The organism is Mycobacterium shottsii (assembly GCF_010728525.1).
In the GTDB taxonomy this organism is placed as follows: domain Bacteria; phylum Actinomycetota; class Actinomycetes; order Mycobacteriales; family Mycobacteriaceae; genus Mycobacterium; species Mycobacterium marinum.
The window spans coordinates 256,853-278,400 of record NZ_AP022572.1; the positions used below are offsets into that span (position 1 = coordinate 256,853).

Consider the following 21,548-nt stretch of genomic DNA (forward strand, 5'->3'; position numbering starts at 1 on the left):
AGCAACTCCGGCGGCGGGGTGCTACACCCGCGGACCGGGAATCGCCTGTTGGCCTAGCCTAGTCCATACACTCGCCGAGCATTGCTGGCCGTTACCTGGGCCAATTCCTCAGCACTACCATTGAGCAGCTCAGCGAGCGCCCGAACGGTATAGGGCAGGCAATACGGTTCGTTCGCTGCACCGCGGTAGGGGTGCGGGGTCAAAAAAGGTGCATCGGTTTCGACCAGAAGCTGGTCCAGCGGTATCAGCGGGACCGCTTCGCGCAGCTCGCGGGCGTTGCGGAAGCTCACCGTCCCGGACAGGCTCAGCAACCATCCGGCCGCCACACACTCGCGGGCCATCGCAGCGTCCGACGAGAAGCAGTGGAAGATCACGGTGTCGGGAGCGCCCTCGGCGCGCAGCGCGTCGAGCACCTCGCGATCGGCCTGCCGGTTGTGGATCATCAGCGGCTTGCCGGACCGCTTGGCCAGGTCGATGTGCCAGGCAAAAGCCTCCCGCTGCACGTCGGGGTCCGCGCATCCTTCCAGTCGACCCGGCCAATACATGTCCATACCGGTCTCCCCCACCGCCACTACCCGCCGATGAGCTACCAGTTCTTCGATTTCACGGCGCGCGGCCTCGGTCAGCGCGTCGGCCCGGGTCGGGTGCAGCGCGACCGCGGCGTAGACCCGCGGATCCCACTCGGCCGCACGGGTCACCCATCGCGCCGATTCCAGATCGTCAGCGATGGTCACCACCGCCTCCACCCCGACCGCCGCGGCACGGTCGACGATGGCGATCACTCCCGCGGCATCGGCGGCGCCGCAGGCATCGAGATGGGTATGCGCGTCGATCAACGGTGCCAGGGGCCGCGGGGCGGGCGGTGCTTCTCGTTTGGCGGCGCGGTTGGAGCTCACGCGCACACAATAGGACTAACCAATAGGGTGGGTTCTGAGATGAAGCCCTATTACGTCACCACTGCGATCGCGTATCCCAACGCCGCACCGCATGTGGGTCATGCATACGAATACATCGCCACCGACGCGATTGCCCGGTTCAAGCGGCTCGACGGCTTCGACGTCCGCTTCTTGACCGGGACCGACGAGCACGGGCTGAAGGTGGCGCAAGCCGCCGCGGCCGCGGACATCCCGACCGCGCAGCTGGCCCGGCGCAATTCGGATGTGTTCCAGCGCATGCAGGAAGCGTTGAACATCTCCTTCGACCGGTTCATTCGCACCACCGATTCCGACCACTACGAGGCCTCCCAGGAGATCTGGCGGCGCATGGATGCGGCCGGCGACATCTATCTGGACAGCTATTCCGGCTGGTACTCGGTGCGCGATGAAAGGTTCTTCGTCGAGTCGGAGACCCAAGTTGTCGACGGCACCCGGATAGCCACCGAAACCGGAACCCCGGTGACCTGGACCGAGGAGCAGACCTACTTCTTCCGGCTGTCGGCCTACGCCGACAAACTGCTGGCGCACTACGAAGCCAACCCGGATTTCATCGCGCCCGAGGTGCGGCGCAACGAGGTGGTCAGCTTCGTCTCCGATGGTCTCAAAGACCTATCGGTCTCCCGCACGTCGTTCAACTGGGGCGTTCCGGTACCCGGACATCCCGACCACGTCATGTACGTGTGGGTCGACGCGCTGACCAACTATCTGACCGGGGCCGGCTACCCGGATACCGGCTCGGAGGCCTTCCTGCGCTACTGGCCGGCCGATCTGCACATGATCGGCAAGGACATCATCCGGTTCCACGCCGTCTACTGGCCGGCATTCTTGATGTCGGCCGGCATCGAGCTGCCGCGCCGGGTTTTCGCGCACGGGTTCTTACACAACCGCGGCGAAAAGATGAGCAAGTCGCTGGGCAACACCATCGACCCGATGGGCCTGATCGAAACGTATGGAGTGGACCAGGTTCGCTACTTCTTACTGCGCGAGGTCCCATTCGGGCAGGACGGCAGCTACAGCGAAGAAGCCATCATCAACCGGATCAATACCGATCTGGCCAACGAGCTGGGAAACCTGGCCCAGCGGTCGTTGTCGATGATCGCCAAGAACCTGGGCGGGGCGGTACCCGAGCCCGGCGAATTCTCCGCCGCCGACAGGGAGCTGCTGGCGATCGCCGACGGGCTGCTGGAACGGGTGCGCGAACACTTCGACAATCAGTCGATGCACCTTGCCCTGGAATCGATTTGGCTGATGCTCGGCCATGCGAACAAATACTTTTCCGACCAGCAGCCGTGGGTGCTACGCAAGAGCGAGTCCAAGGCCGACCAAGCCCGGTTCCGCACGACGCTCTACACCACATGTGAGGCCGTGCGCATCGCGGCGTTACTGGTTGCGCCCGTCATGCCGGAGTCGGCCGCCAAGTTGTTGGACCTGCTGGGCCAGCGGCCAGATCAGCGGTCGTTCAACGCCATCGGCGCACGCTTGGTCCCGGGCACCGCGATGCCGTCGCCCACCGGTGTATTCCCGCGCTACCAGCCGCCGGCTTCCGAAACCGGGTAAGCGTTACCGGCGCGGCCGACTGCCCTACTTTCAATTTGGCCGGTCGACGCCGTGGCCCCAAGGACGCTTCCCGCGCAACGGTTTTGCCGGGCATGCTCTGGTAGAGTCTTGCTCGAGGCTGGCCCATCACGTTAGCGGAATGTTCTTGCGCCGCAGTCGGCTTGCCGAGGGCTTGGGCCGCGTTGCGCGGCCGAATCCGCTTCAGCGCCAATGGCGGCAGTTCGAGTGGATCTTATTACCGGGCGTCGGCGCCAGCCGAGAATAGTTGTATGAGATGTCCAGCGATGTCGTGGGATACGGCGTTAGTGCGCAGGCAAACGATGGCACTTTGGTTGAGCTATTGCGGCGCCTACCCGCAACCACCGAGGTGGAGTTGGTCCAGCGCGAGATCGATCCGGGAAGTTCGGTGCTTGACCTCGGTGCTGGCGTCGGGCGGATCGCCAACCCACTGGCGAAGCTCGGCTATCGGGTCACCGCCGTCGACGATTCAGCGGCGTTGTTAGGTGAAGTTCGGGGCGCCCGGACGGTCTGCGCCCGGATCGAGGAGCTGGAACTGGGGCAGCGATTCGACGCCGTGCTACTGGCCAGCAGCCTGATCAACTATCCGGGGACCGAACTTCGGCGTGCCGTATTAGCCACCGTTGCAGGCCATCTCGAGCCAGCCGGCAAGGCTCTCATTCAGTGGAGGTCACCGAGCTGGTTCGCGTCGATGCAGCAAGGCGGTAGCCACCGGTTCGATGATGGTCCGCTGACTCGGACGATGGATGTCAAGTCCGACCGTGATGGAGTGCTCGAAGGCACGGTCAGTTTTGAATTGGACGGCCAGTTGTGGCGGCATCCCGTTCGCGCGCAGCGCCTTACCTGCGCGCAGATCCAAGATGAACTCCACAGTGCCGGAATGCAATTGGAAACCAGCGAGCCGGAAAAGGCCGAATGGCTGGTCGCGAGTCCGCATCGTTGATTCGGGTCGGGCTGGCCGGGCCAACCCACAAACGCGTGTTCACCTGCTAGGGCGTGTCTGCTTAATGTGAATGGTGTTTTGGCTGATGCTGTTTGGGTGATGCGGACGCATGCGATTTCTGATGATTTGTGGTCGCTGATCGTGGCGGTGTTGCCTGCGGGGCGGCGGCGTGGCCGGCCGTGGAACGATCATCGACATACTCTGGAGGGCATTATCTGGCGTTACCGTACGGGATCTCCGTGGCGTGACCTGCCCGAGCACTTCGGTCCCTGGCAATCAGTGGCCGAGAGGCATCTACGCTGGTCGGTCGATGGCATCTACGCGCGGATCTTCGCGGCGATCGCCTCTGACCTCGACGCCGAGGACGCCGACCTGGGCGCACTGTTGTCGGTCGATTCGACCAGTGTGCGCGCCCACCAACACGCAGCCGGAGCGCGCCCCGGGCGCCGCACAGGGGGATCTGTCGAATTACAAGAAATATCTCCATGAGCCCGATGACCACGCCATTGGGCATTCCCGCGGCGGGCTGACTACCAAGATCCACGCCTTGACCGACCAGCTGTGCAGTCCGGTCACCCTGGCACTGTCGGCCGGTCAAGCCAGTGATAATCCGATGCTTTGGCCACTGCTGGCCGCCCGGTGCAGCAACTCATACGCCCCGTTTCACCTGCTGGCGGACAAGGCGAACTCCCATGACTCGACGCGGGCACAGCTGCGCCGGCTCAAGATCGCCCATACCATCCCCGAGCGCAGCGACCAGATCACCCGCCGCAAAGCCAAAGGCCGCAACAGAGGACGGCCTCCGGGGTTCTCAGGCCGAATCTACAAGCACCGCAACACCGTCGAGCGAAGCTTCAACCGGCTCAAACACTGGCGCGCGGTCGCCACCTGCTACGACAAATACGCCCTGACCTACCTCGGCGGTGCCACCCTGGCCGCCATCATCACCTACCACCGCGTCCGCAATTAGCAGACAGGACCTAGGCCGGCGCCGGGACTCCCCTCATCGCCCGGACCAAAATGCGCCCCCCGCGATGCGGCACCAGGATGACGTTTTTCAGCTTCTGCCGTTCGTCGACCGCCGTCGTGGGGCATAGTTCGACCCGACGCAAGATCTCCCGCAACACAACGCGCATCTCGACCATGGCGAAGGCCGCGCCGAGGCAGCGACGACTACCGCCGCCGAATGGCAGCCAGCCGGTCGGGCCCAAAGTCACGCCGAGCATTCGATCCGGGTCGAACCGTTCTGGCCCCGGGTAAAGCGCCGCGCTTACGTGCACCAGCCCGATTGACGGGACGACCATAACCCCCTCTGGCAGTAGATAACCCGCCAACTCGATCGGCTTGCGCAGCACTCGGCCCAAATCAAAGACCACCGGACGGGCCCGGAGGGTCTCCTTGACCACTGCGTCGAGGTACTCGTTGCCGGCGGGGTCGCCGGCCGCGCTCGCATCGGCGGCCTGCACTGCCTTGGCCAGGACGGCCGGATGGCGGGTAAGACATTCTAGCGCCCAGCAGAGCCCTGCCGCGGTGTTGTCGTGCCCGGCTACCAACAGGGTCATCAGCTGGTCGCGCAGCTCGCCGTCAGCCATCGTGCGTCCGTCGTTGTAGGCCGCTTGGATCAGCATGGCCAGGGTGTCAGCGCGCCCGGATAGGCCTGGGTCGGTGCGGTGTTCGGCAATCTCGGCGTAGAGCAGTTCGTCGGCATCGGCTATGCGTCGATGCAGACCTCGCCAGGGGCCACGCTGCAGGAGATTTGGTTTGGCCAGGGCCAGTGTCTCCCACGGGCGCAGATCGAGTAGCCGTGGCATGACTGCGCGTAGTGCCGCCAGCCGGGCTGCGTCGCTGGTACCGATGACCGTTCGAAGTATCACCTCCAGGGTGATCTCGGACATCTTGGTTGCGGCCGCGAATGGGGTGCCCACGGGCCAGCCGGTGACGTTTTCCGCGGCGATCTCGGCGATCAGCCCGGCTTGTCTTTCGATCACGTCGCGGTGAAATGGTGCCAGCATCAGGCGCCGCCGGTCTCGATGGACTCGGTCGTCAACCACCAGCAGGGAGCTGTCACCGAGCAAGCCTCGAAGCATGCTTGCCGCACCGCCGTGAAGGGTGTTCGGGTCACCGGCGAACACGGACTTGATGACGGCCGGATCGGCGACATAGACCATCGTGCCGATTGATGCGACTCGAAGCGTGAAGACATCCCCGTAGCGCCGCCGACACGCAGCCAGAAAGCGCGGTCCGTGGCGGATTAGTAGTGCGTCCTGCACTGATCGGGGCAGCCGTGGTCCGGGGGGAAGCGCGGTTCTGGTCCGCGCGATCATCGTCGTGACATCGTAGGCGTTACCCTTCATCGACGCCCTTCTCGAGAAAATTCGTTGCGCGACAGAACGTTCTACTGAAGTCCAGCACCAGTAGCGATTGTGCCGACCTACGCCGGCGCCTGACGTAGGTCGGCACATCGACAATCCGGCTAAATCACTCGGCGAGATCAGCCGCCGTGAAGTACGGGTACGAGTAAGCGACATCGCACTCGCTGAAAAGACAATCGTAAGACATGAATTCACCTCATCTGCGCTAAATAACAAGTTAACCAAAGGGTTTCAATGCAAAGACACCGGATCCATCCAGACACCCGGGCTCGCAGAGCTAGCGTATAGGCGCCAAGCCAGATCCCGGCATCAAGCGTCCGCACAGATTGCTTCAAACCATCAGATAAGGCCTTGCCGCGAAGCCTTTTTCGCAGACGACGCACAGCGGACCGCCACACAGTATACAGATACCTGGTACCCGTATCACGGTCCGACGAAGCCAAGCTCCAGGGCATTGAGCCCCAGTAGAGCCATCGAGACGGCGCCCGGCATGGGGCGAACGTTGGATTTGGCGCCGCCCCCCAGATCTTGAGCTGCGAGTCATGTTGCCGACATGACCTTTTGGCGTCGTTCGACGGGTGCTACAGCGACTTGATCATGCGGCGATGGCGGTGTGCGGTTGCAGCCCCGGAAACGACAGGCCCCGAGCGGCCGTTGCTCGATGCCCCGCGCCAACACCGGCAATGTCGCACCGCAACTTCTACGCGGCAAGATTCAAAACAGCAAAACCCACCACATCACGGCGCCTGCCGCGCAACACTCAGCTTCGCGACGGAGCTCGTCAAGTAGGGCTCGAACACAACGCCGTCCTTGCGGGCCGACTCCTCGTCACGCGATTTCGGATGCCACAAATCCAATGGTCAACCCCACTCCACTGGGCCAGCGGATCGGGCTCGGGCCGCCTCTGGAGCCCGACCCATTCTCCATGCGCTCATGGATGCTGGATAGCGGCATTCGCCTCGGCGGCAAGCATCATACGCGCCACCAGTGACTGTATGTTCTTTGGCGAGTCGCTGTGTGTCGTCTGCGAAAAAGGCTTCGTGGCAGGGCCTTATCTGCTGGTTTGAAGCAATCTGTACGGACGCCTGATGGCGGGGACTCACGCCGTCCGCGCCTACATCACCCGCTGGAACAAGACGCGCCCACTAACTTCGGATGCGGACCAATAGGATGTTTCCGCAGTGATCGAGAATCGCAAGGACCTGGAGTCATACCTGGCCGCGGATCTACACGCCTACGGCCTGGATCGCTGGCGACTCCGGCACCGGATCTTGCAGTGCCCCGCGCATTTTCAGCGTTTGCTACGCAAGTCCGAGTATTGGACGAATTCGGCTCGGACGCCGGCCGGGCGACTCGTTGCCGCGTATCTTCGGCTGCGAACCAAGTTCCTCGGCGAACGCCTCGGCTTCGACATCCCGCGCAACGTATTCGGCCCGGGCCTCTCGATCGCCCATATCGGCTCGATTGTCGTGAACTGCAACGCCAAAGTCGGCTCGAATTGCCGACTCCACCATGGCGTGACAATAGGTGAGGGACGCGCGGGCGAATACCCGACGATCGGCGATGACGTTTTCATCTCGGTCGGAGCCACGGTGCTCGGCGCCGATGTCGGCAGCCGTGTGGTCATCTACGCGAGCGCGGTCGTCATCAAGCCGGTACCTGACGATGTCGAGGTCGCCGGCATTCCCGCCCGAGTCGTCAGGGACCGTCGTCCGGGCGGCCTGCGCCCCCAGAGGCCGGGCTCCTAGGCCCGGCACCCAGATCGCCGACCGGCACAGGAAACTCGTTCAGCACAACGTCAGCAAACCTACGGTGTCATTGATCGCTGACCGAGGTCTGCGCGTCGCGGGGCACATCGAGTGCCGCAATGGCGTAAAAGCCGGAATCGTCGCGGCCGTCCCGAGCCAGCAGCATGGGCGGATAATCCACCAGGTGCGAACCATTCGGTTTGTGCTGTTGCCAATCGATCGCAGCCCGTAGCGTGTAGTGACCGGCCGGCAGACCAGTCAGATCGATACGTACCGTCTCGGTTGCCGACGCCGGTATCGGCGCAATGGCATTGCGATCACCGGGCGCCTCGGGAACCAGAGATTTGAGGTCCACGCTCGATGGCAGCGTGCGAATCGTCTGTCCGGTGAAGTCCACCAACCGGAAGCCGGGTACCCATTTCTCGGTCGCAGCGGCGGAGCCGGAATTGGTCCAGACCACCGAGATGGTCGCCGCCTTGCCGTCCATCCCCTGGGATCCGGGTTTGGCTTCGACCGAATAGCGATATCCCGCGGTCGCATTGGCCTGGGCCCACAGCAAGTACAGCTTGGGATCCATCGGTGAGCGCGAGTCCTCGTCGGGGAAGTTGATGCTCGATGTCATCGAGACGTGGTATCTCATGACGTCGCGCAGGCCCTTCTCGTAGTAGGCCTGCCGCGTGGTGCCCTCGGGCAATTGGCACCATTCGGTGATCACCGGCGCCGTGGCCAGCCGTTGACGCAGCTGCCCGACCACGGGATCTTGGGTCTGCACGTAGTGAGCGCCATTGCCGTCCGCCCAGGCCGGCATTGGCGCATAGACCCCAAGGCAGTCCGACCGGATACCGACCGCCGCGGAAAGCTTCTTGGTGACGTCGTCGGCAAGGAGTTCGCGAACGATCTCCGGGTTGGCCGGACTGGTCACCAATTGGGTTCGAGGGAAGGCGCTGACGTTCGCCCCGACCAGCTGCCGAATGGAATCGGTGGTGATGTTCTGGTCGCGGAACTGGCTGTAGTAACCAAGGGCGGCGGCGCTGGCATCGGGAGCCGGACCGGGCGCACCTAGCGAGTCACGCAGATAGGCGATGTGGTTTTCGCTGAAGTCTCCGTATCCGGAGAACTCGAACACGCTGAGCCGTTCGTCGCCGTCGTAGCGGCGGCCCAGCGCTGCCAGCAACTCGCTGAAGCTGCGCAGATAGGTGGGATCGTTGAAGTTCGGCACCACCTGCGTCACTCCGGCACCCACGCCGTGAGCCGGCCCCGGATAGCTGGTGGTGGTTCCCGGAATCGCGCGCAACCAGTCGGGCACGGCGATGTTGGTGTTGTTCGGGTAGGAGTCGTTGCAGCAGGAGTTGTAGGCGTAGATGCGCAGGGTCAAGCGCATGCGACGATCGGCCAGCTTGCTCAGCGCGTCGTCGATCAGGCCGAAGTCGTACTTGAGTTCATCGGGAGGGTTGGGCCCCAGCGTGGCCGGATCCACCGGCTGCAGCTGGCGCCACGGGAGCCGCAAGCTGGCGTCGAACGACGCCGGCCAGGCCGGGTACCGCTGCTGGGCGGGATCGCGTTGCGGGAACAGCGGTTCCAAGAGGTCTTCGTACTGGCCGCGCAGCGGGTTGGGGAGCTCCTGGGAAGCCGCCGGAATCACGGGACTGACTATCGCGGCCAGTGGGCTGTTGTTTTCGTGGCTTCTGCTGCAGCCGTCGAGTGCCCCGCCCAGTAGAAGAACCACGCACGCAACAACGATCGATGTGTGTTTCTTAATTGTCCGAACCATTCTCACATTCGAGCCAGATCGCGCCGAGCATCGACGCCTCGCGGTCGGCGAGCAACGGCATCGACATCCAACGAGCGGATAACAACGCCGCCAACGCGTTGCTGACTACCTTCAGTTGACGAGCGGCCTGTTCGAGCCCAGATTTTCGAATGCACGCCAGTGCGCATTGATAAACCCCAGTTCGCCTGGTTTTCCGCCGGGTCTACCGGGAAATTCACGGCTCGATTCTAGTTAAGGGAGCCTAACACGCACGCCCGGTCCAGCCGGGCTGCCGAGCCGGCGCGCGACGGCCCAATGCGGTGACGATACGCCCGGTCAGCTAACCGGAGGTGGTTGGCGCAAGCAGGCCCGGCCGTGGGACCGGGCGCGCCGAAAGTGAGACAGCTCATAATCGGGGCCCTTACTGTCACGGCAGGCCGGTCTGCGGTGTCTTGAGGGCACAAGTCCGTTGCGTTCCCCAAGCGTCCGCAACAACGGCAACAACACGGAGGCAGCAGATGAGCGAGATGACCGACCACCGTAACCATGTCGTCGTGATCGGCGGCGGCTACGCCGGAATCATGGCCGCCAACCACTTGAGGTCACGTGCGGACCTGGAGATCACCGTGGTGAATCCGCGTCCCGTCTTTGTCGAGCGGATTCGGTTGCACCAGTTGGCCGCGGGCAGCGGCACCGCCACCGTCGACTACGACTCGATGCTCGGCGACGGCATTCACCTGGTGGTCGACGCCGTCGACCGTATCGACGCCGATGAACACCGGTTGCTACTGGCATCGGGATCCGAGCTGCGCTACGACTACCTGATCTACGCCGTCGGCAGCACCGCGGCGATGCCCGCCGTGGCAGGCGCCGCCGAGTTCGCATTTTCGGTGGCCGACCTCGACGGCGCGACACGGCTGCGGCACGCGATGGCCGATCTGCCCGCCGACGCCGCCATCACCGTGGTCGGCGGCGGATTGACCGGCATCGAGGCCGCGACCGAACTTGCCGAGCGTGGCCGCCGCGTCACGTTGGTCTGCGGCGGCAGGCTGGGGCCGTCATTGAGCAACCGCGGCCGTCACTCGGTGGCCAGGCAACTGGGCAAACTCGGGGTGAACGTGCTGGAATCGGCGGCCGTCAGCGAAGTCCGGTGGAATGCGGTGGTGCTGGCCGATGACACGGTGCTCACCAGCGCCGCCACCGTGTGGACGGCGGGATTCGGCGTCCCGGATCTGGCCGCCCGCAGCGGGCTCCGCACCGACGATCTGGGCCGATTGCTCACCGATGAGACGCTGACCAGCGTCAGCGATGACCGCATCGTTGCCGCCGGCGACGCCGTCGCACCGTCGGGCCAGCCCTTGCGGATGAGCTGCCAAGCCGCCGGGCCGCTGGGGGCCCAAGCGGCAAACACGGTGCTGAGCCGGATCGCTGGAGGTCAACCCGTCGCGCTGAACCAGGCGTTCGTCGGACAATGCATCAGCGTGGGCCGCAGCTACGGCACGATTCAACTCGCGCACACCGACGACACCCCGGTGAACGTGATCATCGGCGGCCGTGCCGGCGCGGCAGTCAAGGAAGCCATCTGCAAGGGCACGCTGTGGGCGCTGCGGCGCGAGGCCGCCAAACCCGGCTCGTACTTCTGGCTGAAGGGCGGCAGCCGACCCGTCCAACCGTCGGCCGAGCAACCGGTTGTGCTCCCATGACACCGCCGTCGCACAGTGACGAGCATGCCGAACGGTTCACCCTGCTGCGCCCGCTGTTGTTCACCATTGCCTACGAAATCCTGGGCTCAGCAACCGAATCCGACGACGTGCTGCAGGAGAGCTATTTGCGGTGGGCGGCGGTCGACTTGTCGGCCGTCCGCGACACCAAGTCCTACCTGGCCCAACTGGTAACTCGCCAGTCGCTTAACGCATTGCGGGCCGGCGCTCGCCGCCGCGAGGAGTACGTGGGGCCGTGGCTCCCCGAGCCGCTGCTGCTCGACGAGAGCGACCCGTCTGCTGATCTGGTACTCGCGGAATCGGTGTCGATGGCCATGCTGGTCCTGCTGGAGACCCTGACCCCCGACGAGCGCGCGGTGTTCGTACTGCGCGAGGTGTTCGGGTTCGACTATGACGAGATCGCCGACGCGGTGGGAAAGCCCGCTCCGACGGTGCGCCAGGTCGCTCACCGGGCCCGCGCGCACATCCACGCGCGGCGCAAGAAGTATGGCGATGTCGACCCGCAACGCAATGCGCAGCTCACCGCCCAGTTTCTGCAGACCGCTGCCAGCGGCGACGTGGAAGCGTTGATGGCGATGCTGGGACCGGATGCGACCTGGCTGGCCGACAGTGGCGGCAAGGTGTCTGCGGCCCGCAAGCCGGTGGTCGGCGCCGAACGGGTGGCCAGGGCCATCACCGGGCTCATCCGCAAAGCAGCAACCGAACTGCAGGTCGAGCTGGTGACGTGCAACAGTGCTCCCGCGGTCCTGTTCTATCTCGGCGGGCAGTTGGAGGGAGTGATCACGCTGGAAATCGTCGGCGACAAGATCACCAACTTCTATGTGATGCGTAATCCGGACAAGCTGACGGCGGTGGCGCGGGCCCACGAAATCAGCCGCGGCTAGGCGTCGCGGCCCTGCCGCTCACCAGCGCCGCTGCACCGCCTGCCGGCCCCGGGCTGGACTCGTGGCGTGCGAAAACCCATCGTTCTGTCAAGCTAAAGCGGTGTTAATCGACCGGCTCGGCGATCTTGGCAGCGCCCCCCAGGTGCTGCGCGCCGTCGGCCATGCCACCCGGCAACTGGATCTGCCGCCGCCGGCCGCCCTCACCGGCGAATGGTTCGGCGCGCTGGCAGTCATCGCCCCCAGTGTGTCGGTGCGGCCGGTGACCAGCACAGATACCTTCCCGATCCGGCGCGGCGCCGATACCGCGGCGGCGTCGGTGCCGGGCGCGGTCGGTGGCGGCTGGGTGGGCTACCTGTCCTATCCAGACCCTGGCGCCGACGGGCACGGTGGCCGAATCCCGGAAGCGGCCGGCGGCTGGACCGACAGCGTGCTGCGCCGGGACCGCGACGGGCAGTGGTGGTACGAAAGCCTGTCCGGTGCGCCCATGCCGGACTGGCTGGGCAACGCGCTGTCAGCAACCCCGGGGCTATCCGCCCGCCCGGCAGCGACCTGCCTGATCGACTGGGGAACGGCCGACCGGCACGCACACCGCGAAGGCGTGCTGGCCTGCTTGGATGCGATCGCGGCCGGCGAGGTCTACCAGGCGTGCGTATGCACCCAGTTCACCGGAACGGTGGCCGGGGACCCACTGGATTTCTTCATCGACGGAGTCGCCCGCACTTCCCCGGCCCGGGCCGCCTATGTCGCCGGCGATTGGGGCGCGATCGCATCGCTGTCCCCCGAGCTTTTCCTGCAGCGCCGCGGCGACACGGTGGCATCCAGCCCGATCAAGGGGACCCTGCCCCTGGACGCCTGGCCGTCGGCGTTGCGGGCATCGCCCAAAGAGGTGGCCGAAAACATCATGATCGTGGACTTGGTCCGCAACGACCTTGGCCGGGTTGCGATTACCGGCACCGTGACGGTGCCCGAACTGCTGGTGGTGCGGCGCGCCCCGGGCGTGTGGCACCTGGTGTCCACGGTGTCGGCCCAGGTCCCGGTCGAGTTGCCGACCTCGGCGCTACTGGACGCCACCTTCCCACCCGCCTCGGTCACCGGAACACCCAAACTCCGTGCCCGCCAATTGATTTCGCAATGGGAACAGCGCCGTCGTGGAATTTACTGCGGCACAGTTGGTTTGGCCTCTCCAATCGCCGGTTGCGAGCTCAACGTCGCCATCCGCACCGTGGAATTCGACACGATAGGCAACGCGGTACTGGGCGTGGGAGGCGGCATCACCGCCGACTCCGATCCCGGCGCCGAATGGGAAGAATGCCTGCATAAGGCCGCGCCCGTCGTTGGCTTGCCGGCGCCCACAACCGCCACCAGGGTGGGCTAGTCAGCAAACCGGGCCCCGATAACCAACGAATTTCGGCCAACGCCCACGCAATGGGCCGCTGACGCCTAAGCTCCTAAGCATCGACCCGTGTGCGCGCCGCGGTCGAATGCGAGAGGAGACCTTCATGAGAGTCGGTGTCGTTGGCGTTGCCGCCGCGGCCATGGTGGGCGGGACGGTGGCGGTTTCGCCACTGACCATGTCCGGGCCGATGCACGCGCCCAACCAGGGGACATGCACCGCGGGGCAGCAATGCGACCGGCTGGCATCGGTCCTGATCCCGAAGCCGCCCGGAGAGCCAGCACAGCCCGCCGGACCGGCGGAGATAACCCCCGCCGAGGCACCGCAGGCCATGCTGCCGGGCTTGGAGCAGCCACCCGCGGTCCCAGCAGCAGCTCGCATTCCCGGCGGATCGGGCCTATCGGGCGGCCTGGACGTGGGCGGTTCGGCCCTGACCGCGTTGCCGCCCCCTGCTGGCGTCCCTGACGTCGGCATTCCCGGCGTTGGCATCCCCGGTGTCGGTCTTCCCAGCGTGGGTGTTCCGACGGTTGGTTTCCCCACGATCGGTGTGCCCTCGGTGCCGAACGTGGTCGGCTCGGTGCTGGGCATCACCGGCTCAGTGACGCGCGCCGTGACTTCCGGCGCACTGGCAGTCACCTACGTCATGCTCGCCTACAACACCCTGCGCTCGGCAGGAATCCTGCCGGACCTCAGCGTACCAATCAGCTCCGTGACCAATATGCTGCTGCCCTCCACGGCGACGGCATCATCGCTGCTGCCCACCTTGGCCGCGCCGGGACTGGCCGCCCTGCCCGGCCTGACCCCCGCAGGTCTGGTCACGCTGGCGTCAATGGGCGGAATACCGGGTCTTAGCCTCCCTGCCCTGTCTGGAGTGTCTCCGGCAACTCTGCTGACCGAGGCGGCCAATGCCTTGCCGGGTCTGGCGAGCGTGTCAACCACCGACCTGCTGGCGGTGGCCGTGATGGGCGGAGCACCGCAGCTGGCCTCCATGCTGCCCATGCTTCAGGCCGCGCTGCCGGGCATGTCGGCCACCGATGTGATGGCGATGGTGACGGGCGGACTGCCGCAGCTGCCGGGCGGCCTGCCAAACCTTCAGGCCATTCTGCCCGGGGGCGATCCGACGATGCTAGCAGCGGCGCTGCCGGCACTGGCAGCGGGCGGTCTGCCGGCCCTGCCGGCCGCGGGCCTACCCGCACTGCCGGCCGCGGGCTTGCCCTCCCTGCCGGCCGGTTTGCCCGCGCCCAAGGTCGGTCTACCGTCATTGGGCGGTCCACCGGCGCCGCCACAGCTGCCGGCGCTGCCGGCACCGGCGCCTCCGAAGATCTCGCCTCCGAAGATCTCGCCCCCGCGCCTGTGCACGCCGACAATCGGCCCCATCGGGAGCACCTGCACACCCAACTGATCGGCAGCTACGGCGCCGCATCCGTTTCGCGGCGCGCCAGCTGGACCGCATCGTAGAGTTCGCGCGTACGGATGCCCTGGTGCCCCGTAGCCACCTCACTGCAGGCGTCTTTGACCCGAATGCCGCCCGCGACGAGGTTCTCCACCTCCGCCACCAGCGACTGCAGGTCGACGTGCAACGGGGCAGCACCGGCCAGTACCACGGTGATTTCGCCGAGCACGCCCTCGGCCGCCCAGTCGGCAAGTTCGCCGAGCGATCCGCGTCGAACCTCCTCGTGCACCTTCGTCAGTTCCCGGCAGACCGCGGCGGGACGCGAACCCCCGAGCTGCTCGACGGCATCGCGCAGGCACGCCGCCAGCCTGCGCGGTGACTCGAAGAACACGCAGTTCCGCGGCTCTTCGGCCAGCGAGGCCAGCCAGGCCCGGCGAGCCCCGCTCTTGCGTGGCGCAAACCCCTCGAAGCAGAACTTGTCCGACGCCAAACCCGATACCACCAGTGCCGTCGTTACCGCGGACGGCCCGGGCAGGCAAGTCACCGAGATCCCGGCCTCGATACACGCCGCCACCAATCGATAGCCGGGGTCGTTGATGATCGGCATTCCGGCGTCGCTGACCACCAACACCGTCGCGCCGGCTTCGATCGCCTCGACCAGGGCGCCCACCCGCAAGGCCTCAACCCGATCGAACAGGCTGACCACGCGGCCGCCAATCGAGATGTCGAGCGCCTTGGCCAGGGTTCGCACGCGGCGCGTGTCCTCGGCCGCCACCACATCGGCACTGGTGAGCGCATCGATCAGGCGCGCGGACGCATCCGAGGGCTGGCCCAATGGGGTTGCCCCGAGCAGCAGACGACCAACGGTCATGACCGACAGCCTACGATCGACACCGATGACCGCACCGCCTCAACAAACCTCCGTCGTCGCCGGGGAACGTGCGGTACCCGTTGTCAGTCCCGGACCGCTGGTGCCGATCGCGGATTTCGGGCCGGTCGACCGGTTGCGCGGCTGGGTGGTGACCGGCGTAATCACCCTGCTCGCCGCGGTGACCCGGTTCCTGAACCTGGGTTCGCCGACCGATGCCGGCACGCCGATCTTCGACGAGAAACACTACGCACCGCAAGCCTGGCAGGTGCTCAACAACCACGGCATCGAAGACAACCCAGGGTTCGGCCTGGTCGTTCATCCTCCCGTCGGCAAACAGATGATTGCGATCGGTGAGGCCCTGTTCGGGTACACCGGATTGGGGTGGCGATTCAGCGGCGCGCTGCTGGGCGTGGTCATGGTGGCGCTGGTGGTGCGGATAGTGCGCCGCATCTCCCGGTCAACCCTGGTCGGAGCCATTGCCGGACTACTGCTCATCTGTGACGGCGTCAGCTTCGTGGCCGCCCGCACCGCGCTGCTCGACGGATTCCTGACGTTTTTCGTGGTGGCGGCCTTCGGCGCGCTCATCGTCGATCGCGATCAGGTGCGGGCGCGCATGCACATCGCCATGCTGCAGGGACGTATCGGCGAGACGGCCTGGGGCCCGCGGCTGGGGGTGCGGTGGTGGCGCTTCGGTGCCGGGGTGCTGCTGGGCCTGGCCTTCGCCACCAAGTGGTCTGGTCTGTATTTCATCGCGTTCTTCGGCGCCATGTCGCTGGCGTTCGACGTGGCGGCGCGGCGTCAGTACCGGGTGCCCCGGCCATGGCTGGGGATGTTGCGTCGCGACCTCATCCCCACGGGATATGCGCTGGCGCTCATCCCGTTCGGGGTCTACCTGGCCTCCTATGCGGGGTGGTTCGCGTCGGAGACCGCGATTGACCGCCACCAGGTGGGCCTGACCATCGGTCCCGACAGCGTGGTTCCGCTGCCCGACGCCATTCGGTCGCTCTGGTACTACACCGCCAAGGCGTTTCACTTCCACGCCACCCTGACGAATTCCGCCGGCAATCACCACCCATGGGAGTCCAAGCCGTGGAGCTGGCCGATGTCGTTGCGCCCGGTGCTTTATGCCATCGATCAGCAGAACGTTCCCGGCTGCGGTCCGCAGTCCTGTGTCAAGGCCGAGATGCTGGTCGGCACACCCGCAATGTGGTGGCTGGCCGTGCCGGTGTTGCTCTACGCGGCGTGGCGGATGTTTGTGCGCCGGGACTGGCGTTACGCGGCCGTCCTGGTTGGCTACTGCGCCGGGTGGTTGCCCTGGTTCGCCGACATCGATCGACAGATGTACTTCTTCTATGCGGCGACCATGGCCCCATTTTTGGTGATGGCCATCGCGTTGATTCTCGGTGACATCCTCCACCAGCCCGGCCAGGGCAAGGAGCGGCACACCTTGGGGCTGATCTTCGTGTGCTGCTACATCGCGTTGGTGGCGACAAACTTCGCGTGGTTGTTTCCGGTGCTCACCGGCCTGCCGATCTCACAGCAGACCTGGGACATGCAGATGTGGCTCCCCAGCTGGCGCTAGGGCAAGGGGTCTCGGGCGACCGGGCATGACATGCACCGCCCCCCCGGCCGGTACCCAACTCGGATCCGCCGATGGTGAGCACTTCGATGCCCGCCGCCTCGAGGCGCGCGTTGGTCTGGGCATTGCGCTCGTAGGCGACGACGACACCCGGCGCCAACGCCAGTGTGTTGTTTCCGTCGTCCCACTGCTCACGTTCGGCGACAACGGGATCGATACCGGTTCCGATGACCTGCAGCTTTTCGATGCCCATCGCACGGGCGGCCGCCTCCACGAACGGAGCCGCATCACTGATGGTGACGCCATCGGGCTGGCGCTCGATGGTGAAGGCCGTGAGCTCATCGACGACGTTCGCGTACATCACCACCTTGTCGACGTCGACCATCGTGCACACGGTATCCAAATGCATTTGGGCACGACGCTGAGCGATCGGCACGGCCAGCACCGTGTGGGCGAGTTCGTCATCAAAAAGGCTCCGCGCCAATGCTTCCGCACCGGCCGGCGTGGTGCGCTCCCCCACCCCGACGGCAACCACGCCGGGAGCCAGTAGCAGCACGTCACCGCCCTCGACGGGAGCGGTGCGCGACTCGTAGGCGCGGCGTATTCCGGTAAAGCGCGGGTGATGGGCGTAGATGATGTCGGTCAGCGACGCCTCGCGTACGCGCGCCCGCATCGCCAGCGACGGGATGACAAACCGCGGCCCGATCCATATCGACGAGTCGCGGGTGAACAGCAGATTCGGCAGCGGCTCGATGACAAAGTCCGCGTCGTGGTGCATCCGAACCACCAGCGACACGTCGGTGCGGGCATCGGCCGGAAGCTCGTTGAACGTCATCCCGGCGGTCAGGACATGCGACAGCCGAACCGGGTCCAGACCACGCAGGTAAGCGGAAAGCTCTTGCGCCAAGGGTACTCCAAGCCGACGCGAATCCACGGGGGCCGCGACCCCCTGCATGCGGGCGGCGCCGCTGTGGAGCGCCTCGGTCAGCAGCTCGGAAAGCAACAGCACTTCCACACCACGAGAGCGCAGCAGCTCGGCGAATTGGTCATGCTCCTCCTGCGCCCGCGATACCCACGGCAGCCCATCAAAGAGCAGCTGGTCGCTGTTGCGCGGGGTGAGCCTGCGCAGTTCGGTTCCCGAGCGGTGCAGGATGACGACCTTCAGCGTTCCCACTTCGGAATTGGAGCCCAACTCATCAACCACAACTCAAACCGTAGCGGTGCCGGCTCCACCGGTCGCGCCGTACGTCGCCATCGAACTGATGTGCGATAAGCTCGGTGCCGTGGCGTTCGCGGTACAGGGCTCGCTATTCGAGCACAACGAGCGAAGACAACTCAGCGACGGCGCCTTCATCGATATCCGCGCGAACTGGCTCAGAGCCGGCGATGACCTGCTGGAGGCGTTGATATCGCGCGTCCCTTGGCGATCCGAGCGGCGCCAGATGTATGACCGGGTGGTGGAGGTGCCCCGGCTGGTCAGTTTTCATGACCTGATGATCGAAAAGCCGCCGCACCCCGAGCTCGCCCGGATGCGGCGGCGGCTCAACGACATCTACGGTGGCGAACTGGGCGAGCCCTTCACCACCGTCGGACTGTGTTGCTATCGAGACGGTTCCGACAGCGTCGCCTGGCACGGCGACACGATCGGCCGCAGCAGCACCGAGGACACCATGGTCGCGATCGTCAGCCTTGGCGCCACCCGCATCTTCGCGATGCGCCCGCGCGGCGGTGGAGCGTCGTTGCGGCTTCCACTGGCCCATGGGGATCTGCTGGTGATGGGCGGATCATGTCAGCGCACCTGGGAGCATTCGGTGCCCAAGACATCAACCCCGGCGGGCCCGCGGGTCAGCATCCAGTTTCGGCCGCGCGGCGTGCGCTAGCGGTGCCGGCGAACCTCAGCAACCTCAATGACGCACCGCTTGCACCGCTTTGACGAGTAGGTCGCGGGCGCGGTGGGTGTCTACCGGCGCCACGTTCTGGCCCGGGACGACGAGCGGATTGGCGATGACGTTGAGCTGATAGTCACCGAATTGCGCGGAGAAATCGTAAAGCTCGCCGGTGTGCGCCGATCCGTCCACCAGGGCCTGAAGCACGCGATGCACACCGAGTGTGTGCACCCCCTCGATGTGCGGGGCTTCGACCACCTCAATGCCGCCGCGTACCCCGGCACCGGAGAAAGCGATCTTGGCGCACTCCTTACCCGGGTCATTGGTCGGCAGGGTCTGCGAGGTCTCCACCGCGATGACGACGAATCGATTGCCATTGCCTTCGGCGGTGACAGCGGCCATATTGCCCTGCAAACCGGGGGGCAGCGGTGGCCCCACGGCCGCTGTCGCGCAGATGGCCGGATCGAAGGTCAGTCCGTCGGGCAATTTGCGGGCGGCAAAGAACTGTGGATCGATAGCCCGGGGCGGGATCTCGCTGACTTTGAAGTCCGGTCCGAAACTCGACTTGAGCTCCGTGACTCGGGAGATGTCGGCCGCCATCGAAGGCGCGGCTCCGTGCGAACACCCGACAAGCAAGCACACCAATCCGAGCGCCAGCGCCACCTTCGACATCGTGGCCACCCTACCCAACACGAAGGGTCAGCTTCGTAACATTGCCACCGTTTTGACCAGCAGATCCGCGGCGAACTGCGGCGGCAGCGGCGGCAGCACCGAACCCGGGTCGGTGGTCACTGCGGTGAACGCATAGTAGTCGCCCAGATAGGCGGTGAACGTGTATGTCTGCGAGTCGATTTCGGTGCCGGCTTCGACCGGTGTCCGAACCCTGGCAACCATGCCCAGCGTTCGGGCGCCCTCGATGCGGGGAGCTTCGACCAGCTCGACGTTGGCCCGGGTGCTCCCGTCGGACATGGTCCATTGCGCACACTCAGCGACCACGCTGTCGTCCACGATCACCGGGCCCGACGGCACCGAGACCACCACCACATTGACGATGCCGCCGGCGCCCGAACCGGACACCCCCTGGGCGAACTGGTCGCGCCCATCGCCCGGATCGGCAAGCGTCGCGCATCGCGCCGGCGTGGCGGTCGCACCGGCCCCCAGATGCCAGAGCGCGCGCGGTGGCGCGCCTTCGGGGACATCACTGCCCACTTCGTAGCCGGGCGGCAGTTCGCGGGCGACCCGCTTGATGTTGGCGGGGTTGATGACGGCGGAGCGCGCCGCCGGGGAGGATCGCACCGGCACGATCACCGGCGCCGGGGACCGCGCGCATGAGCCCACCAGCAGGATGGCCAGCAGACCGATCCAGAGCGGGCGCATGACCGTTCATATCACGCCGCGTGGGCCCCGTCAGGGGGTTCGCCGGTGCTTAAGTCCGCACCGGCCCCCGATCAGCTCACCGCCTCGATCACCTGGCGCGCGACGCGCCTGATCTGGCCGGCCATCTCGCGCCCGAAGCCCAGATCGCGCAGGCCGCGCACATCGATGACCGTGGTGATGACCCCGACGTCCTCGCGCTGCCAGACCGCGCCGTGGCGGTCCATGATGGTTCGCATCGGCAGGTTGTCGGCGAGCATCCGCGCGGAAAACCTGGCCACACCGTCGACGCGGGCGGCGACGACTAGGGCGCCGATCAGAAAGCTGCCGATGCCCTTGCCCTGGTAGGCGTCGGCGACGGTGAAGGCGATCTCAGCAACGGCCGGATCGACGCTGTCGCGGATGAAGCGTGCGTCGGCCACCGGATCACTGCCGTCGACCATCACCCAGACGAAGTGGTCCACGTAGTCGACCTCGGATAGGTAGTGCATCATCGCCAAATCGGGCACCCGGGCCGACATGAATCGCCGGTAGATCGTCTCGCTGGAGAAATGAACGTGCCCGTGCACGGTGCGTTCACTGTCGCCGGGCAGGACTGGGCGCAACATCAGCTGCGTGCCATCGCGCAATGGCACCGGGATCGGGGTGATGAAGGCGGCCAATCGCTGGCGGACGGTGCGCACCAACCGATCCATGATGCCGGGTATGTGAACCATCAGGTCAAAGGCGTCGGTGCCGCCGATCCAGCTGGTCAGCGGCTCGACCGTGGTGACGGTCGCGGTGCGCGGGACGTTACGCAACAGCGCGATTTCGCCGACGATCATGCCTGGCAACGCCTGCTCGACGATCACCACGCCGTCGTCGCCAACGTGGATGACCTCGGCGCTGCCCGACGAGATGAGCAGGAATGAGACCGCCTGCTCACCCTGGCGCATCAGGATCTGCCCGGCCGCCGCCCGCAGCGGCGCAAGGCGGGCCGCCAAGGGCATGAGGTCCTGCGCCGCGCATCCGACAAAGATGTCCATGCCCGCGAGTTCTCCTACCCACGCGCCGGTCACTTCGGCCATCCCGTCCAATCCGCCACAGCGCCAAGCAGGGCTCGCCGTCCGCTCCGACCCAGGTTA

Annotated in this window: 16 protein-coding genes and 2 pseudogenes; 10 read left to right on the forward strand and 8 right to left on the reverse strand. The window is 65.8% G+C overall.

Annotation, left to right across the window (positions count from 1 at the left end):
- Positions 1 to 53 precede the first annotated feature (53 nt).
- The gene (locus G6N41_RS01205) at positions 54 to 902 is read right to left on the reverse strand and encodes a TatD family hydrolase (RefSeq protein WP_198966347.1); all 849 of its coding nucleotides are present in this window, start codon (positions 900 to 902) and stop codon (positions 54 to 56) included.
- Between the two features lie 33 nt (positions 903 to 935).
- On the opposite strand from G6N41_RS01205, the gene metG reads away from it, so the two are divergent.
- The 3 genes and pseudogenes from metG (at position 936) to G6N41_RS01220 (ending at position 4,423) form a co-directional block, all read left to right on the forward strand.
- Positions 936 to 2,492: a methionine--tRNA ligase gene (gene metG, locus G6N41_RS01210; RefSeq protein ID WP_198966348.1), complete on the forward strand. Its 1,557-nt coding sequence runs from the start codon at positions 936 to 938 to the stop codon at positions 2,490 to 2,492.
- Positions 2,493 to 2,859: 367 nt separating this feature from the next.
- Positions 2,860 to 3,453 carry a class I SAM-dependent methyltransferase gene (locus tag G6N41_RS01215; protein WP_231608965.1) on the forward strand — a complete coding sequence of 198 codons (594 nt, stop codon included), beginning with the start codon at positions 2,860 to 2,862 and terminating at the stop codon, positions 3,451 to 3,453.
- Between the two features lie 96 nt (positions 3,454 to 3,549).
- Positions 3,550 to 4,423, forward strand: a pseudogene (locus tag G6N41_RS01220) (IS5 family transposase).
- A gap of 10 nt (positions 4,424 to 4,433) precedes the next feature.
- Here the strand turns inward: G6N41_RS01220 and G6N41_RS01225 are convergent.
- Positions 4,434 to 5,807: a cytochrome P450 gene (locus G6N41_RS01225; RefSeq protein ID WP_198966350.1), complete on the reverse strand. Its 1,374-nt coding sequence runs from the start codon at positions 5,805 to 5,807 to the stop codon at positions 4,434 to 4,436.
- 1,199 nt (positions 5,808 to 7,006) lie between these two features.
- Here G6N41_RS01225 and G6N41_RS01230 point away from each other — a divergent pair.
- A complete protein-coding gene (locus tag G6N41_RS01230) occupies positions 7,007 to 7,573 on the forward strand; it encodes a serine acetyltransferase (RefSeq protein WP_198966351.1) in 567 nt (188 codons plus the stop codon).
- Positions 7,574 to 7,640: 67 nt separating this feature from the next.
- Here G6N41_RS01230 and G6N41_RS01235 read toward each other — a convergent pair whose 3' ends face one another.
- Entirely contained in the window at positions 7,641 to 9,344 is a 1,704-nt protein-coding gene (locus tag G6N41_RS01235; protein WP_198966352.1) for a hypothetical protein, read from the reverse strand.
- 497 nt (positions 9,345 to 9,841) lie between these two features.
- Here G6N41_RS01235 and G6N41_RS01240 point away from each other — a divergent pair, with 497 nt between their 5' ends.
- From G6N41_RS01240 to G6N41_RS01255, 4 genes are all read left to right on the forward strand, one after another.
- The gene (locus G6N41_RS01240; RefSeq protein WP_198966353.1) at positions 9,842 to 11,026 is read left to right on the forward strand and encodes an NAD(P)/FAD-dependent oxidoreductase; all 1,185 of its coding nucleotides are present in this window, start codon (positions 9,842 to 9,844) and stop codon (positions 11,024 to 11,026) included.
- Positions 11,023 to 11,928 (forward strand): RNA polymerase sigma-70 factor, encoded by a 906-nt coding sequence (locus tag G6N41_RS01245; RefSeq protein WP_198966354.1) that lies wholly within the window; start codon positions 11,023 to 11,025, stop codon positions 11,926 to 11,928. Before G6N41_RS01240 ends, G6N41_RS01245 begins: the two co-directional genes overlap by 4 nt.
- A gap of 100 nt (positions 11,929 to 12,028) precedes the next feature.
- Complete coding sequence (locus tag G6N41_RS01250) at positions 12,029 to 13,303, forward strand: aminodeoxychorismate synthase component I (RefSeq protein ID WP_036456095.1); 1,275 nt, start codon at positions 12,029 to 12,031, stop codon at positions 13,301 to 13,303.
- A 124-nt stretch (positions 13,304 to 13,427) separates the two neighbouring features.
- Positions 13,428 to 14,723 carry a hypothetical protein gene (locus tag G6N41_RS01255; RefSeq protein WP_231608767.1) on the forward strand — a complete coding sequence of 432 codons (1,296 nt, stop codon included), beginning with the start codon at positions 13,428 to 13,430 and terminating at the stop codon, positions 14,721 to 14,723.
- 7 nt (positions 14,724 to 14,730) lie between these two features.
- On the opposite strand, the gene rsmI is transcribed toward G6N41_RS01255, so the two are convergent.
- The gene (rsmI, locus tag G6N41_RS01260) at positions 14,731 to 15,585 is read right to left on the reverse strand and encodes a 16S rRNA (cytidine(1402)-2'-O)-methyltransferase (RefSeq protein WP_198966356.1); all 855 of its coding nucleotides are present in this window, start codon (positions 15,583 to 15,585) and stop codon (positions 14,731 to 14,733) included.
- 25 nt (positions 15,586 to 15,610) lie between these two features.
- Between rsmI and G6N41_RS01265 the strand changes: the two genes are divergently transcribed.
- Positions 15,611 to 17,167, forward strand: coding sequence for a dolichyl-phosphate-mannose--protein mannosyltransferase (locus G6N41_RS01265; protein WP_036456092.1), 1,557 nt, complete (start codon positions 15,611 to 15,613; stop codon positions 17,165 to 17,167).
- Here G6N41_RS01265 and arcA read toward each other — a convergent pair.
- Positions 17,164 to 18,368: pseudogene (arcA, locus tag G6N41_RS01270) on the reverse strand (arginine deiminase). The gene G6N41_RS01265 and the pseudogene arcA sit on opposite strands and share 4 nt — an antisense overlap.
- Before the next feature lie 79 nt (positions 18,369 to 18,447).
- On the opposite strand from arcA, the gene G6N41_RS01275 reads away from it, so the two are divergent.
- Positions 18,448 to 19,044, forward strand: coding sequence for an alpha-ketoglutarate-dependent dioxygenase AlkB (locus G6N41_RS01275; protein ID WP_198967676.1), 597 nt, complete (start codon positions 18,448 to 18,450; stop codon positions 19,042 to 19,044).
- A gap of 24 nt (positions 19,045 to 19,068) precedes the next feature.
- On the opposite strand, the gene G6N41_RS01280 is transcribed toward G6N41_RS01275, so the two are convergent.
- From G6N41_RS01280 to G6N41_RS01290, 3 genes are all read right to left on the reverse strand, one after another.
- On the reverse strand, positions 19,069 to 19,722 hold the full coding sequence (locus G6N41_RS01280; RefSeq protein ID WP_198966357.1) for a DUF5642 family protein: 654 nt from the start codon (positions 19,720 to 19,722) through the stop codon (positions 19,069 to 19,071).
- Between the two features lie 27 nt (positions 19,723 to 19,749).
- Positions 19,750 to 20,427, reverse strand: coding sequence for a DUF5642 family protein (locus G6N41_RS01285; RefSeq protein WP_198966358.1), 678 nt, complete (start codon positions 20,425 to 20,427; stop codon positions 19,750 to 19,752).
- 71 nt (positions 20,428 to 20,498) lie between these two features.
- Positions 20,499 to 21,500: a GNAT family N-acetyltransferase gene (locus G6N41_RS01290; RefSeq protein WP_198966359.1), complete on the reverse strand. Its 1,002-nt coding sequence runs from the start codon at positions 21,498 to 21,500 to the stop codon at positions 20,499 to 20,501.
- Positions 21,501 to 21,548 lie beyond the last annotated feature (48 nt).

Coding starts and splice junctions, on each gene's coding strand:
- metG (WP_198966348.1), top strand. CDS start 936: ATGAAGCCCTATTACGTCACCACTGCGATCGCGTATCCCAACGCCGCA.
- G6N41_RS01245 (WP_198966354.1), top strand. CDS start 11,023: ATGACACCGCCGTCGCACAGTGACGAGCATGCCGAACGGTTCACCCTG.
- G6N41_RS01285 (WP_198966358.1), bottom strand. CDS start 20,427: ATGCGCCCGCTCTGGATCGGTCTGCTGGCCATCCTGCTGGTGGGCTCA.
- G6N41_RS01235 (WP_198966352.1), bottom strand. CDS start 9,344: ATGGTTCGGACAATTAAGAAACACACATCGATCGTTGTTGCGTGCGTG.
- G6N41_RS01280 (WP_198966357.1), bottom strand. CDS start 19,722: ATGTCGAAGGTGGCGCTGGCGCTCGGATTGGTGTGCTTGCTTGTCGGG.
- rsmI (WP_198966356.1), bottom strand. CDS start 15,585: ATGACCGTTGGTCGTCTGCTGCTCGGGGCAACCCCATTGGGCCAGCCC.
- G6N41_RS01255 (WP_231608767.1), top strand. CDS start 13,428: ATGAGAGTCGGTGTCGTTGGCGTTGCCGCCGCGGCCATGGTGGGCGGG.
- G6N41_RS01240 (WP_198966353.1), top strand. CDS start 9,842: ATGAGCGAGATGACCGACCACCGTAACCATGTCGTCGTGATCGGCGGC.
- G6N41_RS01265 (WP_036456092.1), top strand. CDS start 15,611: ATGACCGCACCGCCTCAACAAACCTCCGTCGTCGCCGGGGAACGTGCG.
- G6N41_RS01225 (WP_198966350.1), bottom strand. CDS start 5,807: ATGAAGGGTAACGCCTACGATGTCACGACGATGATCGCGCGGACCAGA.